24 protein-coding genes are annotated in these 23,822 nt (G+C 71.3%); 12 read left to right on the forward strand and 12 right to left on the reverse strand.

Annotation, left to right across the window (positions count from 1 at the left end):
• Position 1: 1 nt before the first annotated feature.
• The 4 genes from ACYVLT_RS25695 to ACYVLT_RS25710 are packed head-to-tail and all read left to right on the forward strand — an operon-like array spanning position 2 to position 3,197.
• Positions 2 to 1,003 (forward strand): C40 family peptidase, encoded by a 1,002-nt coding sequence (locus ACYVLT_RS25695; RefSeq protein ID WP_461122755.1) that lies wholly within the window; start codon positions 2 to 4, stop codon positions 1,001 to 1,003.
• A 12-nt stretch (positions 1,004 to 1,015) separates the two neighbouring features.
• A complete protein-coding gene (locus ACYVLT_RS25700; protein WP_461122756.1) occupies positions 1,016 to 1,543 on the forward strand; it encodes a hypothetical protein in 528 nt (175 codons plus the stop codon).
• Between the two features lie 37 nt (positions 1,544 to 1,580).
• A complete protein-coding gene (locus ACYVLT_RS25705) occupies positions 1,581 to 1,769 on the forward strand; it encodes a hypothetical protein (RefSeq protein WP_360462496.1) in 189 nt (62 codons plus the stop codon).
• 21 nt (positions 1,770 to 1,790) lie between these two features.
• Complete coding sequence (locus ACYVLT_RS25710; protein ID WP_461122757.1) at positions 1,791 to 3,197, forward strand: RNB domain-containing ribonuclease; 1,407 nt, start codon at positions 1,791 to 1,793, stop codon at positions 3,195 to 3,197.
• Positions 3,198 to 3,200: 3 nt separating this feature from the next.
• On the opposite strand, the gene ACYVLT_RS25715 is transcribed toward ACYVLT_RS25710, so the two are convergent.
• Entirely contained in the window at positions 3,201 to 4,313 is a 1,113-nt protein-coding gene (locus ACYVLT_RS25715; RefSeq protein WP_461122758.1) for an FAD-dependent monooxygenase, read from the reverse strand.
• A 118-nt stretch (positions 4,314 to 4,431) separates the two neighbouring features.
• On the opposite strand from ACYVLT_RS25715, the gene ACYVLT_RS25720 reads away from it, so the two are divergent.
• The 3 genes from ACYVLT_RS25720 to ACYVLT_RS25730 are packed head-to-tail and all read left to right on the forward strand — an operon-like array spanning position 4,432 to position 6,843.
• On the forward strand, positions 4,432 to 5,367 hold the full coding sequence (locus ACYVLT_RS25720; RefSeq protein WP_461122759.1) for a TetR/AcrR family transcriptional regulator: 936 nt from the start codon (positions 4,432 to 4,434) through the stop codon (positions 5,365 to 5,367).
• Positions 5,368 to 5,419: 52 nt separating this feature from the next.
• Positions 5,420 to 6,088 carry an NADPH-dependent F420 reductase gene (gene npdG, locus ACYVLT_RS25725; RefSeq protein ID WP_461122760.1) on the forward strand — a complete coding sequence of 223 codons (669 nt, stop codon included), beginning with the start codon at positions 5,420 to 5,422 and terminating at the stop codon, positions 6,086 to 6,088.
• Complete coding sequence (locus ACYVLT_RS25730; RefSeq protein ID WP_461122761.1) at positions 6,088 to 6,843, forward strand: helical backbone metal receptor; 756 nt, start codon at positions 6,088 to 6,090, stop codon at positions 6,841 to 6,843. Before npdG ends, ACYVLT_RS25730 begins: the two co-directional genes overlap by 1 nt.
• On the opposite strand, the gene pip is transcribed toward ACYVLT_RS25730, so the two are convergent.
• The 4 genes from pip to ACYVLT_RS25750 form a co-directional block, all read right to left on the reverse strand.
• Entirely contained in the window at positions 6,833 to 7,774 is a 942-nt protein-coding gene (gene pip, locus ACYVLT_RS25735; protein WP_461122762.1) for a prolyl aminopeptidase, read from the reverse strand. The two genes, ACYVLT_RS25730 and pip, sit on opposite strands and share 11 nt — an antisense overlap.
• Before the next feature lie 46 nt (positions 7,775 to 7,820).
• Entirely contained in the window at positions 7,821 to 8,444 is a 624-nt protein-coding gene (locus ACYVLT_RS25740) for a hypothetical protein (protein ID WP_461122763.1), read from the reverse strand.
• Between the two features lie 164 nt (positions 8,445 to 8,608).
• Complete coding sequence (panB, locus tag ACYVLT_RS25745) at positions 8,609 to 9,463, reverse strand: 3-methyl-2-oxobutanoate hydroxymethyltransferase (RefSeq protein ID WP_360462477.1); 855 nt, start codon at positions 9,461 to 9,463, stop codon at positions 8,609 to 8,611.
• A gap of 174 nt (positions 9,464 to 9,637) precedes the next feature.
• Positions 9,638 to 10,444, reverse strand: a complete 807-nt coding sequence (locus ACYVLT_RS25750; protein WP_461122764.1) for an alpha/beta fold hydrolase — start codon at positions 10,442 to 10,444, stop codon at positions 9,638 to 9,640.
• An 18-nt stretch (positions 10,445 to 10,462) separates the two neighbouring features.
• Here ACYVLT_RS25750 and lysX point away from each other — a divergent pair, with 18 nt between their 5' ends.
• On the forward strand, positions 10,463 to 13,735 hold the full coding sequence (lysX, locus tag ACYVLT_RS25755) for a bifunctional lysylphosphatidylglycerol synthetase/lysine--tRNA ligase LysX (protein ID WP_461122765.1): 3,273 nt from the start codon (positions 10,463 to 10,465) through the stop codon (positions 13,733 to 13,735).
• Here lysX and ACYVLT_RS25760 read toward each other — a convergent pair whose 3' ends face one another.
• Entirely contained in the window at positions 13,736 to 15,436 is a 1,701-nt protein-coding gene (locus tag ACYVLT_RS25760) for a right-handed parallel beta-helix repeat-containing protein (RefSeq protein WP_461122766.1), read from the reverse strand. It lies immediately after the preceding gene.
• A 57-nt stretch (positions 15,437 to 15,493) separates the two neighbouring features.
• Between ACYVLT_RS25760 and ACYVLT_RS25765 the strand changes: the two genes are divergently transcribed.
• A complete protein-coding gene (locus ACYVLT_RS25765; protein ID WP_461122798.1) occupies positions 15,494 to 16,306 on the forward strand; it encodes a TetR/AcrR family transcriptional regulator in 813 nt (270 codons plus the stop codon).
• Positions 16,307 to 16,340: 34 nt separating this feature from the next.
• On the opposite strand, the gene ACYVLT_RS25770 is transcribed toward ACYVLT_RS25765, so the two are convergent.
• Positions 16,341 to 17,090, reverse strand: a complete 750-nt coding sequence (locus ACYVLT_RS25770; protein WP_461122767.1) for an SDR family oxidoreductase — start codon at positions 17,088 to 17,090, stop codon at positions 16,341 to 16,343.
• A 120-nt stretch (positions 17,091 to 17,210) separates the two neighbouring features.
• Between ACYVLT_RS25770 and ACYVLT_RS25775 the strand changes: the two genes are divergently transcribed.
• A complete protein-coding gene (locus tag ACYVLT_RS25775; RefSeq protein WP_461122768.1) occupies positions 17,211 to 18,041 on the forward strand; it encodes a helix-turn-helix transcriptional regulator in 831 nt (276 codons plus the stop codon).
• Here ACYVLT_RS25775 and ACYVLT_RS25780 read toward each other — a convergent pair.
• Both ACYVLT_RS25780 and ACYVLT_RS25785 read right to left on the reverse strand, forming a co-directional pair.
• A complete protein-coding gene (locus ACYVLT_RS25780) occupies positions 17,995 to 18,171 on the reverse strand; it encodes a DUF397 domain-containing protein (protein WP_461122769.1) in 177 nt (58 codons plus the stop codon). The genes ACYVLT_RS25775 and ACYVLT_RS25780 overlap by 47 nt on opposite strands.
• The gene (locus ACYVLT_RS25785) at positions 18,168 to 18,998 is read right to left on the reverse strand and encodes a helix-turn-helix domain-containing protein (protein ID WP_461122770.1); all 831 of its coding nucleotides are present in this window, start codon (positions 18,996 to 18,998) and stop codon (positions 18,168 to 18,170) included. Before ACYVLT_RS25785 ends, ACYVLT_RS25780 begins: the two co-directional genes overlap by 4 nt.
• A gap of 111 nt (positions 18,999 to 19,109) precedes the next feature.
• Here ACYVLT_RS25785 and ACYVLT_RS25790 point away from each other — a divergent pair, with 111 nt between their 5' ends.
• Both ACYVLT_RS25790 and ACYVLT_RS25795 read left to right on the forward strand, forming a co-directional pair.
• Complete coding sequence (locus ACYVLT_RS25790) at positions 19,110 to 19,322, forward strand: hypothetical protein (protein ID WP_461122771.1); 213 nt, start codon at positions 19,110 to 19,112, stop codon at positions 19,320 to 19,322.
• 77 nt (positions 19,323 to 19,399) lie between these two features.
• On the forward strand, positions 19,400 to 19,681 hold the full coding sequence (locus ACYVLT_RS25795; RefSeq protein WP_461122772.1) for a DUF4287 domain-containing protein: 282 nt from the start codon (positions 19,400 to 19,402) through the stop codon (positions 19,679 to 19,681).
• Positions 19,682 to 19,688: 7 nt separating this feature from the next.
• Here ACYVLT_RS25795 and ACYVLT_RS25800 read toward each other — a convergent pair whose 3' ends face one another.
• The 3 genes from ACYVLT_RS25800 to ACYVLT_RS25810 form a co-directional block, all read right to left on the reverse strand.
• Positions 19,689 to 21,188 (reverse strand): class I SAM-dependent methyltransferase, encoded by a 1,500-nt coding sequence (locus tag ACYVLT_RS25800; protein WP_461122773.1) that lies wholly within the window; start codon positions 21,186 to 21,188, stop codon positions 19,689 to 19,691.
• Between the two features lie 28 nt (positions 21,189 to 21,216).
• The gene (locus tag ACYVLT_RS25805) at positions 21,217 to 22,149 is read right to left on the reverse strand and encodes a hypothetical protein (protein WP_461122774.1); all 933 of its coding nucleotides are present in this window, start codon (positions 22,147 to 22,149) and stop codon (positions 21,217 to 21,219) included.
• Between the two features lie 125 nt (positions 22,150 to 22,274).
• A complete protein-coding gene (locus ACYVLT_RS25810; protein ID WP_461122799.1) occupies positions 22,275 to 23,822 on the reverse strand; it encodes an alpha/beta hydrolase in 1,548 nt (515 codons plus the stop codon).

The following is a 23,822-nucleotide window of genomic DNA, read 5'->3' on the forward strand; positions in this document are numbered from 1 at the left end:
GATGCTGAAGATCGGGATCGCGGTGGCCGCGGTGGTGGCGGTGATCGTCATCGCGGTGAGCAACGGTGTCTCGACCGTCATCAACGAGAACACCCCGTCGGAGGAAGCCGCCGGCATCCGCATGGTCGGCTGCAACGCCTCGATCGGCCCGTGGGGAGGCGACGGTGAGGAACGGGGTCGCCGTGACGCGGAACGGCTCGCCGACGACCAGCTGACCACGGTCGCCAACATCATCTCCATCGGTCGCGAGAAGGGCCTGCCGCCGCTGGCGTGGCAGATCGCCATCCAGGCGGGCATGACCGAGTCCGGGCTGCGCAGCCTCGACTACGGCGACCGCGACTCGCTGGGCATCTTCCAGATGCGCCCGTCGATGGGCTGGGGCACGCCGCAGCAGGTGACCGACCCCCGGTACGCGATCAACAAGTTCTACGAGGTGCTGCTCAAGCTGCCGAACTGGGAGGAGCAGCGGCCCGGCGACTCGGCCCAGGACGTGGAGCGCTCGGCGTTCCCCGACCGGTACCACAAGTGGGAGGCCATGGCCGCCTTCCTGATCAGCAAGGAAGGCGACGTCAGCGACCCGGCCGGGTGCGGCGAGGGCGCGGGCGAGTACCTGCTCGCGTCCAACGCGGCGGGCTCGGCGATCGAGTTCACCAAGCAGCAGCTGGGCGAGCCGTACCTGTGGGGCGGCAACGGCCCGGACGCCTGGGACTGCTCCGGCATCCTGGTCAAGGCGTTCGCGTCGGCCGGCGTGAAGATCCCCCGGGTGGCGAACGACCAGTACATGGCCGGTGGCGCGTACCTGCCGGTGCGCGAGGCCAAGGCGGGCGACCTGATCTTCTGGGCGACCAACCCGGCCAACCCGGTCACCGTCCACCACGTGGCGATGTACCTGGGCAACGACGAGTACATCCACGCACCGCAGACCGGTGACGTGGTGAAGATCAGCAAGGTCAACTGGGACTACCACGAGTTGATGCCGCTGGCCGTCCGGCCGGGCGTGTAGGGAGGCACGACGGTGTTCAACCACGAACCCATCCAGCGGCACGCCGGGCCGCCGGCGTCGAGCACGCCGACGCGGGACTACCTCAACACCCGGCCACCGGGCACCGACCAGTCCTACGCGGTGCTGCCGCGGTCGCTGGTGGAGGCGATGCCGCTGCCGTGGCAGCAGCAGATGGCGCACCTGCTGGCCGACTTCCACCGCACCTACGGCCACCTCAACTGGCCGGTGTACCGGGTCGTGCCGTCCCGGGTGGAACGGCTGGTCGACCTGGACGAGGACCAGTTGGCCGAGGTCGGCGCGATCGTGGAGATCGACTCCGACGGCGAGCTGGTCTACCGGGACCGCGGCGGCGCGGTGATCACCGACCCGGAGCACCGCACGGTGCTGGTGTCGGTGCTCGACCCGATCCCGGGCGAGTTCGCCAACGCCAACCAGAACACGCCGCCGCGCGGTTTCCCCCAGCCGCCGGTGGTGCCGCAGCCGACGTACCCGCAGTCGGGTCCGCTGCCCGTGCAGGCGCCGCCACCGCCCCAGCGGTGAACATGACATGCGCTGCGGCGCATGGAAACCTGGACGCATGGCTTCTGATCCGAACGCGTGGTACTACTGCCTGACCCACCGGACGGTCGAGCGCGGCGTCGGCTGCCGGGGTGGCGACCGCATGGGCCCCTACCCCGACGAGGCCACCGCGCAGCGCGCGCTGGAGTCGGCGCGGGAGCGGACGAAAGCCGAGGACAAGGCCGATAAGGAGTGGGGCAAGCGCTGAGGCCGGCTTAGGGTGCACCCCATGGTGATCCGCACCGGCCGAGCGGACCTGGACTTCGGCGGCATCCGGACCGAGTTCGGCCTGCCCGAGGAGTTCCCGGCCGCCGCGCTGGCCGAGGCACAGGCCGCGGTCTCGCGCGACGTCGGCCTGGCCGACCGGGAGGACGCGACCGCGCTCCCGTTCGTGACGATCGACCCGCCCGGCGCGAAGGACCTGGACCAGGCGCTGCTGGTGCAGCGGGTCGGGTCCGGGTTCCGCGTGCACTACGCGATCGCCGACCTCGGCGTGTTCGTGGAGCCGGGCGGCGCGCTGGACGCCGAGGTGCGCAAGCGCGGCCAGACGCTGTACCTGCCCGACGGCAACGTGCCGCTGCACCCGCCGGTGCTGTCGGAGGGCGCGGCGAGCCTGCTGCCGGGGCAGACGCGGCCGTCGGTGCTGTGGACGTTCGAGTGCGGCCCGGACGGCGAGCCGGTCGAGGTGCGCGTGCGCCGGGCGGTGGTGCGTTCGACCGCGCAGTTCGACTACGAGGGCGTGCAGGCGCAGTTCGACGCGGGCACGCCGCACCCGTCCATCGAGGCCCTGCCCGACTTCGGCCGGCTGCGGCGCGAGCGCGCGGCCGAGCGCGGTGCGGTGGAGTTGCAGCTGCCCGAGCAGGAGATCGTGCCCAACGGTGACGGCGACTGGAAGCTCGCGGTCCGGCCGCGGGCCGACGTGGACGCCTGGAACGCGGAGATATCCCTGCTCACCGGCATGTCGGCGGCGAAGCTCATGCTCGCGGCGAAGGTCGGCGTGCTGCGCACCCTGCCCGACGCGGACGACGGCGCGGTGGACGCGTTGCGGCGGTCCGCGCACGCGCTCGGCGTGCCGTGGCCGGACGGCACGACCCCGGCCCGGCTGCTCGCGGGCCTGGACCCGAGCCGGCCGGAGGCGCTGGCGTTGTTCGTGGACGCGACCCGCCTGCTGCGCGGCGCGGGCTACACCGCGTTCAACGGCGAGATCCCGCCCGTCTCCACCCACGCGGGCCTGGCCGCGCCCTACACCCACGTGACCGCGCCGCTGCGCCGCCTGGTGGACCGCTTCGCCACCGAGGTCTGCCTGGCCGTCACCGCGGGTCAGGACGTGCCGGAGTGGCTGACCAAGGCCCTGCCGCTGCTGCCCGGCCTGATGGGCGGGTCGGACGCCCTGGCGAGCAAGGTCGACCGGGCGTGCCTGGACCAGGTAGAGGCGTGGGTGCTGGCCGACCGGGTCGGCCAGCGCTTCGAGGCGGTGGTGCTGCGGGCGGACTCGGGCGGCGCCGACGTCTTCGTCCCCCAACCGCCGGTCATGGGCCGCTGCACGGGCGAGAACCTGCCGGAGGGCGAGCGGATCGCGGTGCGCCTGGTCGAAGCCGACCCCGAGCGCCGCAAGGTCGTCTTCGAACGGGCCTGAGCCCTACCCGAGCGCGATCGCGCGCTTGGCCCGCTCCACCGACTCCCCGGCGGGCGGACCGGCCGGGTTCTCGGTGGCCAGGGCCTGGTTGAGCGTGACGAACGGGCGCATCCGCCGCTCGTAGGCCGCGAACGCGGCGGCGTGGTCGACGTCGGCCCGGCCCAGCTCCTCCGCCAGCACGTAGGCGCCGACCAGCGCGAGGCTGGTGCCCTGCCCGGACAGGGCGGAGGCGCAGTAGCCCGCGTCACCGACCAGCGCCACCCGCCCGGTCGTCCAGCGGTCCATGTGGATCTGCGTCATCGAGTCGAAGTAGAAGTCGTCCGCGTCCGCCATGGCGGCCAGCAGGGTCGGGGTCTCCCAGCGCAGGCCCGCCAACCTCTCGGCCACGATCCGCTTCTGCCCCGCGACGTCGCGGTGGTCGTAGGCCACCGGCTCGGACCGGAAGCCGAGCGTGACCCGCAGCTCGGCGTTGTCGCGCACCGGGTAGAGGGCGCCGCCCGTGCCGGTGTCGGCGTCCTGGAACCACAGCTGCCAGTGGTCCAGGTCCAGGTAGTTGGCCATCGGGAAGATCGACAGGTACTGCCCGAGGTGCCGGCCGAACCGCTCCTCCGGCCCGAACGCGAGCCGCCGCACGGCCGAGTGGACGCCGTCCGCGCCGATCACGAAGTCGAAGGTGCGCGAGCCGCCGCGCTCCAGTTCCACCACCACGCCGTGCTCCTCCTGCCGCAGCGCGGTGACCGAGTCGTCGAAGACGTGCTCGACCCGGTCGCCGGTGGCTTCGTGCAGCATCGCGACCAGGTCCTCGCGCAGCAGTTCGACGTCCCCGTTGTCCAACCGCCCGCTGCTGAACGTGTGCTCCTCGGACCGGAACAGCTCGTTGCCGTCACCGTCCAGCACGGACATGCCGCGCATCCGGGTGCGCGCGGCCCGCACCCGCTCGCCGAGGCCCATCCGGTCGACCACGTCGAGCGCGACGCCGCGGATGTCGACCGCCTGGCCACCCCTGCGCCGACCGGGCGCGCGTTCCACCACGGTCACCGAGAAGCCGTGGCGCCGCAGCCAGTAGGCCATGGCCGACCCGGCGATGCCCGCCCCTGAGATCAGCACGTTCCGCATGGTGCTCCCCTCGAAATACGCTGTACATGTACGGTGAACACACTGCCTAAAAGCAGTACAGACAGCCGAAACTGACCTAGTACAGTTCAGATCTGTACCAGCACAGACAGGAGTGCGTGTGCCGACCGGACCGCGGTACCTGGACATCGCCGCCGACCTCCGGCGACGCATCGAGCAGGGCGAGTGGGCGCCGGGCGCCAAGGTGCCCTCCACCCGCCGGGTCGCCGCCGAGTGGGGCGTCGCGATGGCCACCGCGGCCAAGGCGCTCGCCACCCTGGCCCGGGAAGGCCTGGTCCGTGCCGAACCGCGCTCCGGCACGGTGGTCGCCGGACCGCCGCGAGCCACCCCGGCGACACCCCGCCCGGCCCACGGCGCAAGGCCGCCGGAGCTGACCCGCGAACGGGTGGTGCGCGCGGCGATCGCGATCGCCGACGCCGAAGGGCTCGGCGCGTTGTCCATGCGCGGCGTCGCGGCCCGGCTCGGGGTGGCGCCGATGTCGCCGTACCGGCACGTGGCGGGCAAGGACGAACTGGTCTTGCTGATGGCCGACGCCGCGTTCGGCGAGCGGGGCTACCCCGCGCGGCCCCCGGACGGCTGGCGCGCCCGGTGGGAACTCGGCGCCCGCACGCTGTGGTCGCTGTACCGGCGACACCCGTGGCTGGCCCAGCTCAGCCCGATCACCCGCCCGCTGCCGCTGCCGAACCTGGCCGTGCACGCGGAGTGGGCGCTCGCCGCGCTGACCGGCCACGGCCTGAGCGCCGCCGTGCTGTGCGACCTGCACGTCATGCTCTTCAGCTACGTCCACGGCATCGCCGTCCACCTGGAACGCGAGCAGCAGGCACAAGGGGCGTCCGGCATGTCCGAGGACGAGTGGATGGACACCCAGGCGCCGGCGATGGGGTCGATCGTCGACTCCGGCCGCTACCCGACGTTCGCGTGGATGCTCACGACCCTGTCCGAGGAGGGCTACGACCTCGACCTGGACGACCTGTTCGAACTGGGGCTGCGCTCGCTGCTGGACGGCCTGGCGCTGCGGCTGGACCGGGCGACGTGATCACGCTCGCCATCGCACGGCCCGTCCCGACCACGTGTGATGTGATGGCCGGGTGACTGATATCCGTGAGCTCACCGTCGGGGTGCTGGGTGGTACCGGTGCGCAGGGCAAGGGGCTGGCGCTGCGGTGGGCCAAGGCGGGCCTGAAGGTCGTGATCGGGTCGCGCAACGCCGAGCGCGCCGAGGCCGCCGCCGAGGAGGTGCGCGCCCAGACCGGCGTCGGGCACGTCAGCGGCGCGGACAACGAGGGCTGCGCGCGGCAGGCGGACGTGGTGCTGATCGCGGTGCCGTGGGACGGGCACGCCGACACGGTGGCGTCGTTGCGCGAGCCGCTGCACGGCAAGGTCGTGATCGACTGCGTGAACCCGCTCGGCTTCGACAAGCAGGGCCCGTTCGCGCTGCCCGTGCCCGAGGGCAGCGCCGCGCAGCAGGCCGCCGCGCTCCTGCCGGACTCCCGCGTCACGGCCGCGTTCCACCACGTCTCCGCGGTGAACCTGGCCGACCTGACCATCGAGCGGGTGGACAACGACGTGCTCGTCCTCGGTGACGACCGCGAGGCCACCGACCTGGTCCGCGCCCTGGCCGAGACGATCCCCGGCTTCCGCGGCGTCTTCGGCGGCCGGCTGCGCAACGCCCACCAGGTGGAGGCGTTCACCGCGAACCTCATCGCCATCAACCGCCGGTACAAGGCGCACGCCGGCCTGAAGATCACCGACATCTGATGCTGCCCGTCGACGACCTCGGTGAGCCGGTGCCGCTGCCCGGCCCGCCGACCCGCGTGGTCAGCCTGGTGCCGTCGCTCACCGAGGCGGTGGTCACCGGGGGCGTCGACCCGGCGGTGCTGATCGGCGCCACGGACTACTGCACGCACCCGCCGGACCTGGACGTGACCAGGGTCGGCGGCTCGAAGTACCCGGCGGTGGACCGGGTGCTGGCGCTGCGGCCGGACCTGGTGCTGGCCAACGGCGAGGAGAACCGCCCGCAGGACGTCGAACGGCTGCGCGCCGACGGCATCCCGGTGTGGGTCACGGCCGCGCCCGCCACCGTGCCCGCCGCCCTGGGCTCGCTGCGCCGCCTGCTGGGCACGGTGTGGGACGTGGAGCCGGACTGGCTGGTGGAGGCCGAGCGGCTGTGGCGCGAGGTGACGCCGCCGTGGACGCGGGCCGTGATCCCGGTGTGGCGCAAGCCGTGGGTGGTCCTGGGCCGCGACACGTTCGCCGGCGACGTGCTGCTGCGCCTGGGAGTGGTCAACGCCTTCGCCGACCACCCCGAGCGCTACCCGCGCCCCGGGCTGCCCGAGCTGCAGGACGCCGAGATCGTCGTGCTGCCGGACGAGCCGTACCTGTTCACCCCGGACGACGGCCCGCAGTTCTTCCCCGGCCTGCGCCCGGTGCACGTCTCCGGCCGCTACCTGACCTGGTACGGCCCGTCGCTGGTGGAGGCACGGGCATCGTTGGCGGCGGCGCTCAGACCTTGAACCGGTCGGTGGCGTTCAGCAACGCCCGCAGGATGCCCGGCTCGTCGAACGCGTGCCCGCCGTCGGGCACCACCACCAGCTCCGACCCCGGCCACGCGCGGTGCAGGTCCCAGGCGGTGGTGGCCGGTGTGGCCAGGTCGTAGCGGCCCTGCACGATCACGCCGGGGATGCCCGCGAGCTTGCCCGCGTCACGCAGCAGCTGCCCCTCCTCCAGCCACCCGGCGTGGCGGAAGTAGTGGTTCTCGATCCGCGCGAACGCCAGCGCGTACCGGGGCTCAGCGAACGCCTCCACCAGCTCGGGCCGCGGGAGCAACGTGACCGTCGACCCCTCCCACACGCTCCACGCCACCGCGGCCGGTTCGTGCACGGCGGGGTCGGGGTCGTTCAGCAGCCGCCCGTAGGTCTCGATCACGTCGGCGCCCTCCGGCACGCGCGCCACCACCCGTTCCCACAACTCGGGGAACAGGAAGCCCGCGCCACCGCCGTAGTACCAGTCGAGTTCCTTGCGCCGCAACGTGAAGATGCCGCGCAGCACCAGCTCGGTGACCCGGTCGGGGTAGGTCTGGGCGTACGCCAACGCCAACGTCGAACCCCACGACCCGCCGAACACCTGCCACCGGTCGACACCCAGGTGCTCCCGGACCTGCTCCAGGTCCGACACGAGGTGCCACGTGGTGTTGGCCGACAGGTCCACGCCGTCCTCGGCCGCGTGCGGCACCGACCGCCCGCACCCGCGCTGGTCCAGCAGCACGATCCGGTACGCCGCCGGGTCGAACAACCTCCGGTGCACGGGCGCGCACCCACCACCGGGCCCGCCGTGCAGGAACACCACGGGCTTGCCGTAAGGGTTGCCGCACACCTCCCAGTAGACGCGGTTGCCGTCACCTACGTCGAGCAGGCCCTGGTCGTGAGGTTCGATCTCGGGATACATGCACCCACTGTGCCGGAGACCCCGGAGCCGGCCGGCCGGGAGCCGTTCAGCTCGGGGGCGGCTGGGTCAGGAACACGCCCGCCTTCTGGCCCGAATCCCTCAACCGCACGTAAACGGCCACGCGCAGCAGGTCCCACCCGCTACCGCTGGTGTTCGACCAAGTACCCGGCAAGTCACCCTGCTTCACCTTCTGCACGTAACCGCACGGTGACGGTTGGCCGGCGGTCCAAGAACCCTTCCACACCCCGTGGCCCACATGCGTGAGCACCGACTCGGTGGACAGCTTCCGGTAGTAGGCCACGCCGACGTACAAGCGGCCGCAGTCCTCCTCGACCGTGGCCTTGTCGCCGCCGAAGTCCGCCGAGCTCGGCAGGTCGTAGGGACCTGCGGCGACGTTCAGGAAGCCGGGGCCCGTCCACTCGCCATTGCTGTTGGGGTTCTGGTTGGAGTAGGAGGCCATGTAGATGTCGACGATGTATCGATGACAGCCCTGGCCGGCGTAGTAGTAGCCGCCGTCCTTGCTCACGAACTTCTGCTCGCCGAATTTCGCCGGCACGTGGATCACCGCGTGCGGCGGCGCGCTGAGGCAGGGGTCGATCGTGGGGTCCGTCGGATCCAGACCGGGGAGATCGGCCGTCCCCTCCTGGGCCACTGGTGCGTTCTCGTCCATCGCGGCGGCTCCTCGGTCGATTCGAGTTCCGTCGTCGATGGTGACGTGGCAGGTCGCGGTGGGTACACCGCTTCTCAGGGGGTGTCCGTCCGCACATCGGCGGTCGGGAGCCACCGGTGGTCGCCGCGCTGGCCGGAGCCCGCGCGGCGACCACGTGCACGGGGTCAGTGGAACGTGTGCTCAGGGCCGGGGAACTGGTGGCCCTTCACCTCGGCGGCGAACTGTTCCGCCGCGGACTTCATCACGCCCGCCACGTCGGCGTAACGCTTCACGAAACGGGGCGCCTTCCCGCGCCGCAGGCCCATCATGTCCTGCCAGACGAGCACCTGCGCGTCGGTGTCCGGTCCCGCGCCGATGCCGACGGTCGGGATGCGCAGGTCGTGCGTGATCTGCTTGGCGACCTCGGCCGTCACCATCTCCAGCACCACGGCGAACGCGCCCGCGGCCTCGACGGCGTGCGCGTCGTCCACCACGGAGTCGAACGCGTCGCTGCGCCCCTGCACCCGGTAACCACCGAGCTGGTGCTCACTCTGCGGCGTGAACCCGATGTGCGCCATGACCGGGATGCCCGCCCGCACGATGGCCTCGATGTGCGGTGCGAAGTGCTTCCCGCCTTCGAGCTTCACCGCGTGCGCGCGGCCTTCCTTCATGAACCGCACGGCGGTCGCCACGGCCTGCTCGACCGAGACCTGGTACGACCCGAACGGCAGGTCGGCCACGACCAGCGCCCGCTTCACCGACCGGGTCACGCCCCGGACCAGCGGGATCAGCTCGTCCACGGTCACCGGCAGCGACGTGTCGTAGCCGTAGACGTTGTTGGACGCGGAGTCGCCGACCAGCAGCACCGGGATGCCCGCCTCGTCGAAGAGCTCCGCGGTGTACATGTCGTAGGCGGTGAGCATGGGCCACGGCTCGCCGCGTTCCTTCATCTCCCGCAGGTGGTGGATGCGCACCTTCTTGCCGGTGGGTGCGTTGCCCGCACCGTTGCCGTAAGGCGCGGTTACCTCTGTCGAGGTCATCGTCGACCGTCCTCCCTCGAAGCCCGCGTCATCGCGGGTCCCCGGGCGCTTGTTGCACGGTTACCCGCCCAGCGTGACACCGACGTGGGGGGATTGGCGCGGAGTGCGAGTAGCTTCACACGGCCAGGGCCACGGCCGGTCCCGACTGCACCGATCCGGAAGGGCACCGCGTCCTCACCCGCCGCGCAGCGCCCTGAGCACGGCCAACGCCACCGCGTCGGGCCGGTCGACGGGCACCATGTGGCGGCTGCCCGGCACCGGCACGGTCCGCCCGACCGGGCTCAACGCGGCCAGCGCCACGTGCGCGGGTAACGCCCGCCGACCCGCCGTGAGCACGGTGAACGGCACCGGCGGCAGCGGTCGGAACGCCCGCAACCGCTCCACGGCGGCCACCTGGCCGGGGTAGGACGCCAGTTCGTCCAGCACCGCACGCGTCACCGACGGCCGCCCGTACACCGAGCGCAGCACCGCGTCCGACGCCGGATCACGCCGCCCGAGCGTCGCCCCGCGCATGGCCCACCGCCGCAGCCGCACCCCCTGGGCGGCCACGACCGGGTCCAGCCCCACCCGCAGCACCCACCGCGCCACCGCCGCCGACAGGTCGAACGGCCGCCCCGCGCCCGGCACCTCCGGATCGGGGTCCACCAGCACCAGCCCTCGCACCCGCCCCGGCCGCAGCCGCGCCCACGCCTCCACGTGCAGCGCCGCCATCGAGTGCCCCACCAGCACCGCCGACGGCGCCCCCACCAGCACCGCGTCCAGCACGGCCACCTCACGGGCCAGCGTCGCGGGCGCCAACGCGGGCCCCGACCACCCCGTGCCCGGCCGGTCGAACACCAGCACGTGCGCGTCCGGCAGCAGCGCCACCACCGCGTCCCAGTCGAACCACGCGCCGCCCAGCGCCGAGCCGAGCACCACCACCGGCCCGCCAACACGCCCGGACGCGCGAACGTGCACCCGACCGGCGAGTGAGGCGACCATGGAGGACAACCGAGTTCCTTGGAGCGTGTCGTGGCGGTGGCCAGGTGGAAGACGCGGACGGCGGGTGTCGTCGCCACGGTCGTGCAGTTGGCGGCCCTGGCGTCGATCGTGCTGTTCCTCGTCGACGAGGAGGGCGTCCTCGCCCACAGCATTCTGCGGGTGTCTTACCTGATCGGCCTACCCGTGGAGGCGAACCTGTTCATCGTCCTGGTGCTGGTCGTGCTCGGCGCGGCCCTGCGCCGGCGCAAGCAGGCCGCCCTGTGGACGTTGCTGCTGTTCGAGGTGATCAACGGCGTCTCGGTGCTGCTCCTCATCGTCCGCTACTGGATCGACCCGTCGCAGTTCCTCGGCAGTGACGAGTCACCCGATCGGCTACAGGTCACCCTCGACCTCGGCAGTTTCGTCGTCTTCACCGTCGCGGTGATCGTGCTGCTGGTGGCGATCAAGGACGCGTTCCCGGCCAAGCTGTCGCCGGGCGCGTGGCGGCAGGCGCTGGCCGTGTTCGTCGGCGGGGTCGTGGCGCTGTGCCTGGTCGGCTGGGGCCTGACCGAGCTGTTCCCCGGCTACCTGCACGGCACCTGGCACCGGCTGGCGTGGGCGGCCAACCAGATCACCGGCGAGGTGCTGCCGCAACGCCGCGGTGGCGAGGGTCCGCCGTGGCTGAGCGTGCTGCTCGGCTTCGGCGGCATGCTCGTCGCGATCGCCGCGCTGTACGTGTTCTTCCGCGGCGTGCGGACCAGCCGGTCGCTCGCCGACACCGAGGAGCTGGCCGTGCGGCGGCTGCTGGCCGCGCACGGCGAACCCGACTCGCTCGGCTACTTCGCCACCCGTCGCGACAAGAGCGTGGTGTTCGCCCCGAACGGCCGGGCCGCGCTCACCTACCGGGTGCTCGCCGGCACCACGCTGGCCAGCGGCGACCCGGTCGGCGACGAGGAGGCCTGGCCGCAGGCCGTGCAGGCGTGGCTGGCCGAGGCCGGGCGGTACGGCTGGCTGCCCGGCGTGCTGGGCGCGAGCGAACGGGGTGCCCGCGTCTACGCGGCGGCGGGCCTCAAGGCGTTGGAGATCGGTGACGAGGCCGTGCTGGACGTGCGCGAGTTCACCCTGGCCGGTCCCGAGCGCCGGGCCGTGCGGCAGGCCGTGAACCGGGTCGAACGCGCCGGTTACACCTCCCGCGTCCGCCGGCACGCCGAGATACCGGCCGACGAACTTGCCTCGATCCTCGACCTGGCCCAGCGCTGGCGCGGCGCGGAGACCGAACGCGGTTTCTCCATGGCGCTGGGCAGGCTGGGCGACCCGACCGACGGCCGGTGCGTGATGGTCGAGGCCTACGACGAGGCCGGTGAGCTGCGCGGACTGCTGTCGTTCGTGCCGTGGGGCAGGCGCGGGCTGTCGCTGGACCTGATGCGCCGCGACCGCGCCGCCGAGAACGGCCTCAACGAGTACATGGTGGCCGAGCTGGTCGCGGCCGGCTCCCGGCTGGGCGTGCAGCGGGTCTCGTTGAACTTCGCCATGTTCCGCGCGGTGTTCGAGGAGGGCGAGAAGATCGGCGCCGGGCCGGTGCTGCGGGCGTGGCGGCGGGTGCTGAGCCTCGGGTCCCGGTTCTTCCAGCTCGAATCGCTGTACCGGTCCAACGCCAAGTACGGCCCGGACTGGCTGCCCCGCTACCTGTGCTTCACCCGCACCCGCCTCCTGCCCAGGGTGAGCATCGCGGCGGGCGTGGCCGAGGGGTTCGTGCCGAACCTGAGGGCGTTGTTCCAACGCGGCTCGTCCCGCGCGCTGCGCTACGAGAACTCCGACGCGGGCTTCGCGGCGGCCGTGGCGGAGATCGACGCGATCAAGGTCGAGACCAGGCAGGTCCGCCGTCCCGAGCAGGTGCGCGTCCGCATCGCCAAGCTCGACCGCCTGCGCGAGGACGGCATCGACCCGTACCCGGTGAACTACCCGCGTGAGCAGTCGGTGGCGCGGGCCCGGGAGCTGTTCGGCGACGTCGTGTCGGTCACCGGCCGGGTGGTGGCGCTGCGCGAGCTCGGCGGCCTGTGCTTCGCCCGCATCCGCGACTCGACCGGCGAGATCCAGCTCATGCTCGACGCCGGCCGGGTGGACCTCGGCCCGTGGAAGGCCGGTGTGGACCTCGGCGACCACGTCGGCGTGCGCGGCGAGGTGCTCTACTCGCGGCGGGGTGAGCTGTCCGTGCTGGCCGACGAGTGGACCGTGACCGCGAAGTGCCTGCACCCGTTGCCGGACAAGCGCAAGGGCCTGTCCGACCCGGAGGCCCGCGTCCGCAGGCGGTACCTGGACCTGGTGGTGAACGACGACTCGGCGCGGATGCTGCGGCTGCGCGGTGACGTCGTGCGCGGCATCCGCGACTTCCTGCACGACCGCGACTACCTCGAAGTCGAGACGCCGATGCTCCAGGCCGTGCACGGCGGCGCGAACGCCCGGCCGTTCGTCACCCACATCAACGCCTACGACATGCGCATGTACCTGCGCATCGCGCCCGAGCTGTACCTGAAGCGGCTGTGCGTGGCGGGCGTGGACCGGGTGTTCGAGCTGAACCGGAACTTCCGCAACGAGGGCGCGGACGCCACGCACAACCCCGAGTTCACCATGCTGGAGGCCTACCAGTCCTACGCCGACTACACCACGATGCTGCACCTCATGCGGGAACTCGTGCAGCACGCCGCCGTCGCCGCGCACGGCCGCCCGGTCGCCGTGCGCGACGGCGTGGAGGTGGACATCTCGGGGGAGTGGCCGATCGTCCCCGTGCACGCGGCGGTCTCCCGTGCGCTCGGGGCGACCGTCACGCCCGACACCCCGTTGCCCGAGCTGCGCTCGCTGCTGGCCGGTCACGGCATAAAGCCGGCCGACGACGCCGACCACGGCGCCCTGGTGCAGGAGGCGTACGACGAGCTGGTCGAGCCCAACACCGCCGGACCCACCTTCTACACCGACTTCCCGACCTCGGTGTCACCCCTGACCCGGCCGCACCGCGCCGATCCCCGCCTGGCCGAACGCTGGGACCTGGTGGCGTTCGGGGCGGAGATCGGCACGGCCTACTCGGAGCTGACCGACCCGCTGGAGCAGCGCCGCAGGCTGGAGGCGCAGTCGTTGCGGGCGGCCAGCGGCGACGTCGAGGCGATGGAGCTGGACGAGGACTTCCTCACCGCCCTGGAGCACGGGATGCCGCCCACCGGCGGGCTCGGGATGGGCGTGGACCGGGTGCTGATGATGCTCACCGGCACGTCGATCCGGCAGACCGTGCTGTTCCCGCTCGTCCGGCCCGTCCAGTGATCAGGCGCGGGGCGTGAGCAGGCCCGCCCGCGCCCGGATGTCGGCGGTTGCGGCGTCGAGCCCGGCCCGGTCGGTGATCGTCGTGTTGTCCTCGTAGGTGACGCCGTCCGGCACGGCGTCGCCGCCGACCGGGTCGGCGTCCCAGAAGTTGCCCCGGTAGACGACGTGCTCCAACGGCGGTTGGACGTGCAGCACGGCCGTGTTGTCCGCGCGGGCGACCACGTTCTCCGACACTGTCACCCAGCTCGCCCCGTAGTCGGTGTACAGGCCGAAGTTGTACGGGGTGCGGACGTCCTCGATGACGTTCCCGCTGATCACCGCGCCGCGCTCGGCGTCGCCCTGCGGACCGGACAGGTAGATCCCGCCACCGTCGGCCAGCACGGTCATGGCGCCGGTCACCAGGTTGTGCGTGACGCGGGCGCCCCGGCCGGGACCGACGACGATGCCGTTGTGCGGCACGTCGTGGACGTGGTTGTGCGTGATCGTGCCGTCCTCGGTGCCCAGCACGGTGATGCCGGGCGAACCGGAGTGGTCGAGGCCGACGTGCCGGACCAGGTTGTCCTCGATCAGCACGGCCCGGCCGCCGGTGACCGAGACGGCCGAGGCGGCGAGGGTGTCGAAGTCGCAGCCGCGCACCACCAGGTCCGCGCCGCCGGTCGCACCGAGGCCGGTGGCGCCCAGGCGGGTGAAGGCGCAGCCCTCGAACCGCACCCCGGTGGTCCCGTCGAGCCGCACGCAGGCCGGGACCTGCTCCTGGCCCTCCGGGGCGTTCAGCCACGCCCCCTCGCCCATGTCGATCTTCACGATCGGGCCGCCGTCGTAGTAGCCGTTGCCGTGGTAGTGCGGGAAACCCTCGTCGCCGCCCGGTCGCAACCACGTGGTGTCGGCGAACGTGAGGCCCCGGAACGTCACGTCCCGCGCGCCGGTGGCGTGCACCAGCACCTCCAGCGCGGGCGCGACCACGTGCGGGTTGTCTTCGTCGGCTCGCGGGAGGTAGTGCAGGACGTGCCGGCCGGGTTGCGACCGGTCCAGGGCGAACGTGCCTGGTTCGGTGAGGAACGCCGGGTCGTTCTCGATCCGGGTCGGCTCCGGCGGACCGGCCGTCACCTGGCCGTACCACTCGGCGTTGTACAGCTCCAGGGCCAGGTCGAACCCCGGCCGCGCCATGGTGATCACGGTCTCGTCCCCGTCGCGGGTGACCGACGCGACGGCCAGGCGTGCCTCCGTCCACGGGTAGACGCCGCGGTGCACGAACTCGACGCCCGCCGCGTTCCGCCAGTCCAAGGCGTGATCCGTGACGTAACCGGTCGGCGTCCGGCGCACGGTCCCGGGCAGCCCGTCCAGACCCGCCCGCTCGACCCGGCGGCCGTTCACCGCGAGGTGTCGGGTCACCAGGTCGCCGACCTCGGCCCGCCACACCCCGTCCGGCCCGAGCCGTCCGGTGATCTCGCGCCCGCCGCTGATCACGACGTCCTCCGGCGTGGTGGTGCCGTAGCCGAACGCCTGGTAGGTCGTCCGGTCGTCGTCCTCGGTCAGCTCGAACGGCTCGGTGAGCACGTGCGTGCCCGCCCTGAGGTGCACGACCACGTCACCGGTGGCCGCACGGGCCGCCTGCCGCGCGCGTCGCAGGGTGGCGAACGGCCGGTCGGCGGTGCCCGGCGTGGCATCGTCCCCGGTCGGGGAGACGTGGAAATCGGTCATGAAGAGCCCCCAAGCTGTTTATGGCATAAACCATAACAGGTATACCATGGAGGCGTGATGGGGAACGCGGACGATCCCGACCGCTCGGTCGAACTGCTGTGGGGCGGACGAGGGGGGCTGAGCCTCGACGCGATCGTGGGCGCGGCGGTCGAGGTGGCCGACGCGGAGGGCCTGGCCGGGCTGTCCATGCGCAAGGTCGCCGAACGGCTCGGCTTCACCACCATGTCGCTGTACCGCCACGTGCCCGGTCGTGACCACCTGGTCAACCTGATGCGTGACGCCGTGCACGGCGACCCGCCCCCGGCGGAGGGCAGCGGTTGGCGGTCGAAGCTGGAGGCGTTCGCGCGTCGGAGCTGGGAGTTGCGCGAACAGCACCCTTGGCTGGCCGAGCTCCCCGGCCGGTACGTGCCGGGACCGAACGCGCTGGCCCACTACGAGCACGCGTTGAGCATCCTCGCGGACACCGGCCTCACCCCGGCCGAGGTGGTCGCGGCGGTCGGCTTGGTCGGCCGGTTCGTGGACGCCGAGGCGTCCGCCCTGGTCGAGGCCGCGCGGGCGGAGCGCGGCACCGGGGTGAGCGATGAACAGTGGTGGGGCGAGCGGGATGCGTTGTTCGCCCACTTCGACCGCTACCCGACCCTGACCCGGCTCTGGGAGACCGGCGGCTTCGACCAGCCGGACCCGTTCGGGTTCGGCTTGGCCCGGGTGCTCGACGGCATCGAGCTGCTGATCCGGCAGCGTGATGAAAAGCGTGATGAAAGCTGTCGGGTCTGTGGTCGACCGGTGGCGCAACCCGCGTCCGGGCGACCCCGCGCGTACTGCTCGCGGGCGTGCCAGCAACGCGCCTACCGCAACCGCCGGTCGACGTGAGCCGCCCACCGACCGGTGGGCGGCTCGGCCGTCCTCAGACCTGCACGGTCGGCAGCACCACGAGCTGCCTGAGGTTCACGTTCTTCGACCGGCTGGTGGTGAACCCGACCAGGTCGCCGAGGTCCGTCGGGCTCAGCGGCGGCACGGACTCCCGCCACCGCGCCAAGTGCGCCGCCACGTCGGGGTTGTCGATGTGGTCGGGCAGCTCGCTGTGCACCAGGCCGGGCTCGATGTTCGTCACCCGGACGCCCTTCGGGCCCAGCTCCGTGCGGAGGTTCGCCGACAGGTGCGTGACGGCGGCCTTGGTGGCGCCGTAGACGGCGTAGTTGGGGAACGTCAGGTGCGAGGCCACGGACGAGATGTTCACCAGGTCGGCGGTGCCGGTCGCGCCCGCCTCGACCAGGTCGGCGGTGAATGCCCTGGTCACGTTCAGCAGGCCCATGACGTTGGTGTCGAGCATCCGGCGCCACTCGTCGTCCCGGCCCTCGGTGAGGGGGTTCGCGAGCATCACGCCCGCGTTGTTCACCACGAGGTCGACCCGGCCGAAGGCGGTGTGGATCCTCTCCACGGCCTCGGTGAGGTCACCGGTGACGTCGGCGGCGACGGCGAGCGCCTGCCCACCCTCGGCGGCGATCTTGTCGGCCAGCTCGGCGAGCCGGTCCGCCCGACGGGCCAGCAGCGCGACCTTCGCCCCCGAACGGGCGAGGACGAGCGCGATCTCGGCGCCGATGCCACTCGCGGCACCGGTGACGACGGCAGTGCGGTTGTTCAGGTCGTAGGTCATGCCAAGAACACTGGACCCGGTCACGCCCGGTACCAGAGGCCCTGGTCAGCCTGTGGGCCCGCGTTCCCCAGGTCTGGCAGTACCCAGGTTGGGCACGTGGAGGACGGCCATACTGGGTGGGTGAACCACGACCTCGGCGAATTCCTCCGCAGCCGCCGGGCTCGCGTCCGCCCGGACGACGTCGGCCTGCCCGGTGGTGGTCGCCGCCGCGTGCCCGGCCTGCGCCGCGAGGAACTGGCGTTGCTGGCCGGCGTGAGCGTGGACTACTACATGCGCCTGGAACAGGGCCGCACGCCCGCCGTCTCCGACTCGGTGCTCGACGCCGTCGCCCGCGTGCTGCAACTGGACGAGACCGAACGCGCCCACCTGCGCAACCTGGTCCGGCCGGTGGCGTCCAAGCGCCCCGCACCGCAACGCGTGCGACCGGGATTGCGACGGCTGTTGGACATGATCGAGGACGTGCCCGCGTTCGTGATGGGTCGCCGTTCCGACATCCTCGCCTGGAACCCCCTGGCCGACGCCCTCTACGGCTTCGGCGACCTGCCACCGGAGGACCGCAACTCGGCCAGGCACACGTTCCTGCGCCCGGAATCCCGCACCTTCTACCGCGACTGGCCGACCGTCGCCGCGGACATGGTGGCGTTCCTCAGGCTGGACGCGGGCCGCTACCCGGACGACGCCAGGTTGGCGGCGTTGGTGGGTGAGCTGTCGGTGAAGGACGAGACGTTCCGCAAGCTGTGGGCGCAGCACAAGGTGCTGGAGAAGACCCACGGCACCAAGCTCATGCACCACCCGGTGGTCGGCGACCTGGACCTCGACTACGAGACCCTGCGACCCACCGGCGACCCGGACGTGGTCCTGGCGGTGTACACGGCGAAGGTCGGCTCGCCCACCGAGGAACGCCTCACGCTGCTGGCGAGCTGGGCCGCAGTGCCTTCAGGAACGCCCTGAGCGCGGCGGGCGCGAACTCCACCACGGGACCATCCGGGTTCTTCGAGTCGCGCACGGCGTCCAGTCCCGCCCGCAGCTCGACGCACTGTCCGCCGCTGTTCCCGCTGTAGCTGCTCTTGCGCCAAGTCATGGTGCCAAGCTATCAAGCCGGTCGGTCACCGAAACCGCCACCAGCTCCCGGAAAACCGCCTCGTAATGGGAGATCCGGCTCTCCTCATCCACCAACAGCCCGTCCGTCAACGTCTCCACGTACACGGTCTTCGCGCGGTTCCCGGAGGGAGTGAAGATCGCGAAGGGGAAGTAGAGCGCACCGGTGAGGCCGACTTCGTCCGGGATGATCCGGATCGTCACGTGGGGCAGCTCGGAGATTTTCTTCAGGTGGCTGATCTGGTCGAACCGGGTCTCCGGAGACCCGACCGGTGCCCGTAGCACCGCCTGCCTGATCACTAGTGTGTAGTCCGGCGGATCCGGCTCGGTCAGCCGCCTCTGGCGAGCCATCCTGGCCTGCACCAACTGCTCCACCTCGGGCGGTCGCAACGCCGGATTGGTCTTGATCACCGCCCGCGCGTAGTCCTCGGTCTGCACCAGCCCGTCCAACAGATCAGGTCGATAGAGCTCGATCCGGCGTGCTGTCTCCTCGGTGTTGAAGAACTTCCGCAGCCGGTCCGGGATGGCCGACCCCCAAGGCGTCTTGGGTCGGCGCTTTCGGGCCTCCTCGCCGAGGTGCAGCAAGTCCGCGCGCTCGTCACCGCGAACGCCGAAGAGGTCCAGCAGCGCCGCCAGCTCCAGCGGGACGACCGACGAGTCACCCCGCAGGATCTTGCTGACCTTGGACTCCGAGCAACCGAGCGTCTCCCGGATCTGGTCTCGCGTGACCCCACTGCGTCGCATCAACTCCCGCAGCCGCACGGCAAGCCCGAGTCGGTAGTCGGTCGGCTTGCTGCCGCTGCTGGTCATGGTCCCTCTCCTCGGCGGTGATCGCCGACAGTCTGCCGCACTCCGCGGTGCCCGCCCGATCACCCGATCAGGCGGCTAGTCAACATGACCGGTCGACTTTACATTCTCCTTATGACTGGTGAAGAGCGCGAGATGGTGGCGGAGGAGGCTCCGCGCCTGTTCGCCGTGGTGGAGCGTGGCCCGGAGTTGCAGGTGGCCGCGTGGGGTCTGGCGTTCGAGGACAGCGCCCAGGTCGTCTCGGAGGACGGCACGCTCCGGATGAGCCTGCAAGGCCCCGAGAGCTGCCTTCACCTGTTCAAGGACTCCGAGCTGCTCTGGATCTAGCCGTCGGACAAAAAATATTGTCATGACAGACAAATTTGTCCTAGAGTTGGGGGCACACCGACGAACAGGAGCCAGTCATGTCCTTCCAGGCCTACCTCGACACCATCGAGCGCAAGACCGGCAAGACCCCCGCCGAGCTGCTGGCGGAGGCCGGTGAGCGCGGGTACGGCGCGACGACCAAGGCGGGTGTCGTGCTGGAGTGGTTGAAGGACGATTACGACCTGGGCCGCGGACACGGCATGGCGCTCTACCACGTGCTCAAGAACGGCACCGCGATCAGCGACAAGCACGTCGGCAGCACCGGGAGCCACCGGGACGCCTCCGCGACCCTGCGGATCGACGGCCTCGCCCACCGTTGACCCGGCTCTAGTGGGGGCGGCGCACCACGTGCACCTGGTGCTCGATCTCGATGTCGTAGAGGTTGCGGATCTCCAGCTTGTGCGACCGGTGCGTCGCCGAGTTGACCAGCAACGGGGTGAGGCCGGAGTAGATGCCGTGCCCGCCCGGCGCCAGCAGGTTCGCGTACATCCGGGCGAAGCGCCGCGGGCTCTCGGGGTCGTCGCCGATCTGGTTGTTGAGCAGGCCGCCGGAGTTGATGACGAAGTCGGCGGCCTTGAGGCCGACGTCGTCGAGCAGGGCCGCGGCGTCGTACTTGTACTCGAACATGTCCCGCACGAGGGCCGTCGTCTTGGCGAACGGGTGGCTGTCGGCGAGCGTCGCGAAGCGCTCCTCCGCGACGACGATGTCGTCCTGGCTGTAGTCGACCACCACGTACCTCACCCGCAGGTCGCCCTTGGGGCGCGCCGCGCCCAACTCCCGGATGATCCGCTCGGCCAGGTCACCGTTGCCGCCCGCGATGTCCAGGACGGTGATCGCGTCGCGATCCGGCGGCACCAGGCTGAGCAGGTACTGGGCGATCTTGGGGTGGACCTCGGCGTAGTAGGTCCGGCGGTTGCCGCCCTTGTCGATGCGCCAGTCGGCGGCCTTGCCCTGCCAGTGCTCGTCACCGGCGAGGTTCAACGCCATGTGGCTGGTGTCGTACTCGACCTGGTCGCCCGCGTACAGGCGGCGCTGGCTGACGAGGTTGCCGACGAAGTTCCCGCCGACCTGCGCGCGCGAGGTCCCGTCGCCGAGCACGACGCGCCCGCCGGTCACCGTCTTCTGCGTGAGCTTCGGGTCGAGCACGCCCTCCACGAGCACGACCGGGATCCCGTCGAGGTCGAACTTGGAGCCGCTGGTGTCCACGCGCAGGATCTTGTGGTTCGGGCCCAGCCTGCCCCACCAGTCCTCCTCCTCCACCGGCGCGAAAGCGCTGCCCGCCAGGTCCTTCCGGAGCGAGGCCAGTGCCGCGGCCAGTTGGCCGTCCGGGAGCTTCGGCGGCGCGCTGCGGCCCTCCGCCACCTGGAACTTGAACAGCTCGGACACCTTCTTGTCGGTGCCGGCGTACAGGGCGTCGGTGATGGACGGCAGGTTGACCAGCAGCTTGGTGCGCTGCGCGGTGATGGTCTCCATGGCCTGCTTGCGCAGCTCCATCAGGTGCGGCTCGCCGGCCAACCCCGCGCCGGTCGGCCGGGGGTGCTTGACCAGCAGCTCGGTGTACTCGCACGTGTAGGAGTAGGCGATCCAGGCCAGCGCGACGTCCGGGTCGTCGTTCGTGCTCTGCGCCTGCGCCTCGACGCCGTCGAACAGCCTGCCGAGGCGGGCGCGCTGCCCGATGTGCGAGGCGTGCAGCAGTTCCATGGTCGCCCGGTACTCGGTCAGCAGCTGGACGTGCACGCCGCGGCGGAGCACGGCGGAAACGCGGTCGAAAATCCCGACCAGATTCCCGAGCTGCATGTCGTCGAGTTCGTGCCCCGGTCCGGTCATGATCCGTTCCTTCCGGTCGTCGGCGCGCTCAGGCCAGGTCGTCGAACCACGCGTCGATCACCCCGCGCAGGTGTTCGGAAATCCACGCGAGCATTTCCGCGTCGTTCGACTCGTTCAAGTGCGGGATGCTCACCGAGGTGACGGTCGCCCACCCCGCCACGGCCTGCCAGCCCTGCACGGATTGCATCGGGTAGCACTGGAGTGGAACGACCAGCGCCGCACCCGGCGCCGGGACGATGCCGTTGGCCAGCACTTGGGGACTCACGGTCCCCACTGGCGGGAAGAGCGTCAGCCCATTGCTGGAGCCGTGCCCGATCGTGATGACGATCAGGTGTCCGGGAGTCGGCTGGGGAACGGGAACGGTGATCGTCCGATGCGCGGTCGAGAATTGGTAGGGCCGCGCACCGGCCGGCAGGTTCGACTCGTTCGGCAAGCGGATCAGTGCATCGTCGGGCGGCACGTGGAACGTGATCCGGTCATCGACGAACTCCGCCAGCACCCCCTGCACCTCGCGCATGGCATCGGGGTGGATCCACTCCTGGTCGAGGGCCTGGTGCGCGACCTCGACCGGGACGCCGTCGAAGATCAGCCCGGCGAGTTGCTCGGTCCCGGCGCGATTGGTCCGCAACGCCTGGTCGGCCTGGACGTACTTCCTCCGCAAAGGAGGTATCAATCTCTGGGCGAGTTTGCCGCCGGCCCAGATGACGATCGCGCGAGTGCCTTCGATGATCTGGGCGCGATGCTCGCTGTAGGCGAATTCGGCGTCGTTCAAAGCGGTGAACCGCTGGAGGACGGCCGGAGTTTTGAGGCTGTGCGCCGCGGCTTCACCGATGAGTGTGACGAGCAACCGGTTCATCGGGGATCGCCGGTGGTTGCTGATGTAGGCTTCTTTGTCCCGGAGCTTCAAACGTAATTTCTCCAGCGACTCTTCGGTGACTACGGTGACGCCGTCGACGGCCATGCGACCCCCCTCGGAAGTATGACGGCGAGCCTAGCCGCCGGCGGCCCGGCGGTAAGCGGGATCACACGGTCGGCCTATGCGGAGACCGCAAAGGGGCGGAAAAGGACACGGAAAGTGTGGATTGCTCAGGAACAGCGCTTTCCGTCGGCCGGCAGCTTCACCTCGATCAAGTACTCGTGCCCGGCGTCGTCCACGCAATCATTGCCTTGCAGGTAAACGGTGTGCTGGTTGCCCTCGAACGTGAGCAGCCCGCCGCCCAGTTCCTTCGCCAGGCTCACCCCCGCCTCGTACGGCGTGGCCGGGTCGCCGGTCGTCGAGATCACCAGCACCGGCGGCAGCCCGGACACCGGCACCTGTTCCTGCACGCTCGGCGGCACGGGCCAGAACGCGCACGCGTCCAGCGCGCCCGCCGCCGGCCGGCCGTCGTCCATGAACGGCGCCGCCGCCTTGTACCGGCGCGCCACGTCGTCCAGCACGGTCCGGTCCGTCACCCGCGGCTCGTCCACGCACTTCACCGCCACGAACGCGTCGGTGATGGTCGAGTACCGACCCTCCTTGTCGCGGTCGAAGTAGTTGTCCGCCAACAGCATCAGCACGTCACCGCGGTTGTTCTTCAGCTCGGTCAGGCCGGTGTTGAGCGGCGCCCACAACTCCTCCGAGTACATCGCCTGGATGGCGCCGGTCATCGCGTCGTTGTACGACAGCTTCCGCTCGCCCACCGCCACCGGCCGCTGCACCAGCGGCAACGTCAACTCCCGGAACGCCTGGTTCGCCTTCGCCGGGTCCGAGCCCAGCGCGCAGTCCTGCCGCTTCGCGCACCACGCGGCGAACGCGTCGAACGCCTTCTGGAACCCGGCCCCCTGCGCGATCAGCGACTCCACCTGGTTCTGCGTCGGGTCCACCGCGCCGTCCAGCACGAGCGCCCGCACGTTGCCCGGGAACGCCTGCGCGTACACCGCGCCGATGTGCGTGCCGTAGGAGTAGCCCAGGTAGGTCAGCTTCTCGTCGCCCAGCGCGGACCGCATGACGTCCAGGTCGCGCACCACGTCCCGCGTGCCGACGTTGGCCAGCACGTCCTTCCCGGTCACCGAGGCGCACTTCTCGGCGTACGCCTTGTTCTCCGCCTCGGTCTGCGCCACGCCCGCCGGCGAGGTGTCCACGTCGACGTCCAACCGGTCGGCGTCCCGTTCCGCGTCGGTCAGGCACTTGACCTGCGGCTCGCTCGCCCCGACACCACGCGGGTCGAACCCGACCAGGTCGAACCGCTCGCCCACCGCCGACGACTTGACCTGCGCGCCCATGCCGGCCGCCGCGGCCATGCCGGACGCGCCCGGGCCGCCCGGGTTGATGATCAACGAACCGATGCGGTCGCCGGTCGCGGGTTGCCGCAGCAGCCCGATCCGGATCGTGCGCCCCTCGGGCTTGGCGTAGTCGAGGGGGACCTCCATCCGGGCGCACTCGATCGACTTCTTGTTCTTGAACAGCGACGTCGTCGTGCCGGTCGTGGCGTACGGCGCGCAGTCCTCCCAACCGAGCTCCTGGCCGTAGAAGCGCTCCAACCCGGCGAGCACGGCCCCCGCGGGCCCTCTCTGCTCCAGCGCCGTGCCCGCGGTCGGTGACCCGGGCAGCACGCTCGTGCACGAGGCGAGGAGCGGGAGGGCGAGGAAGAGCAT

Source organism: Saccharothrix stipae (genome assembly GCF_054781895.1).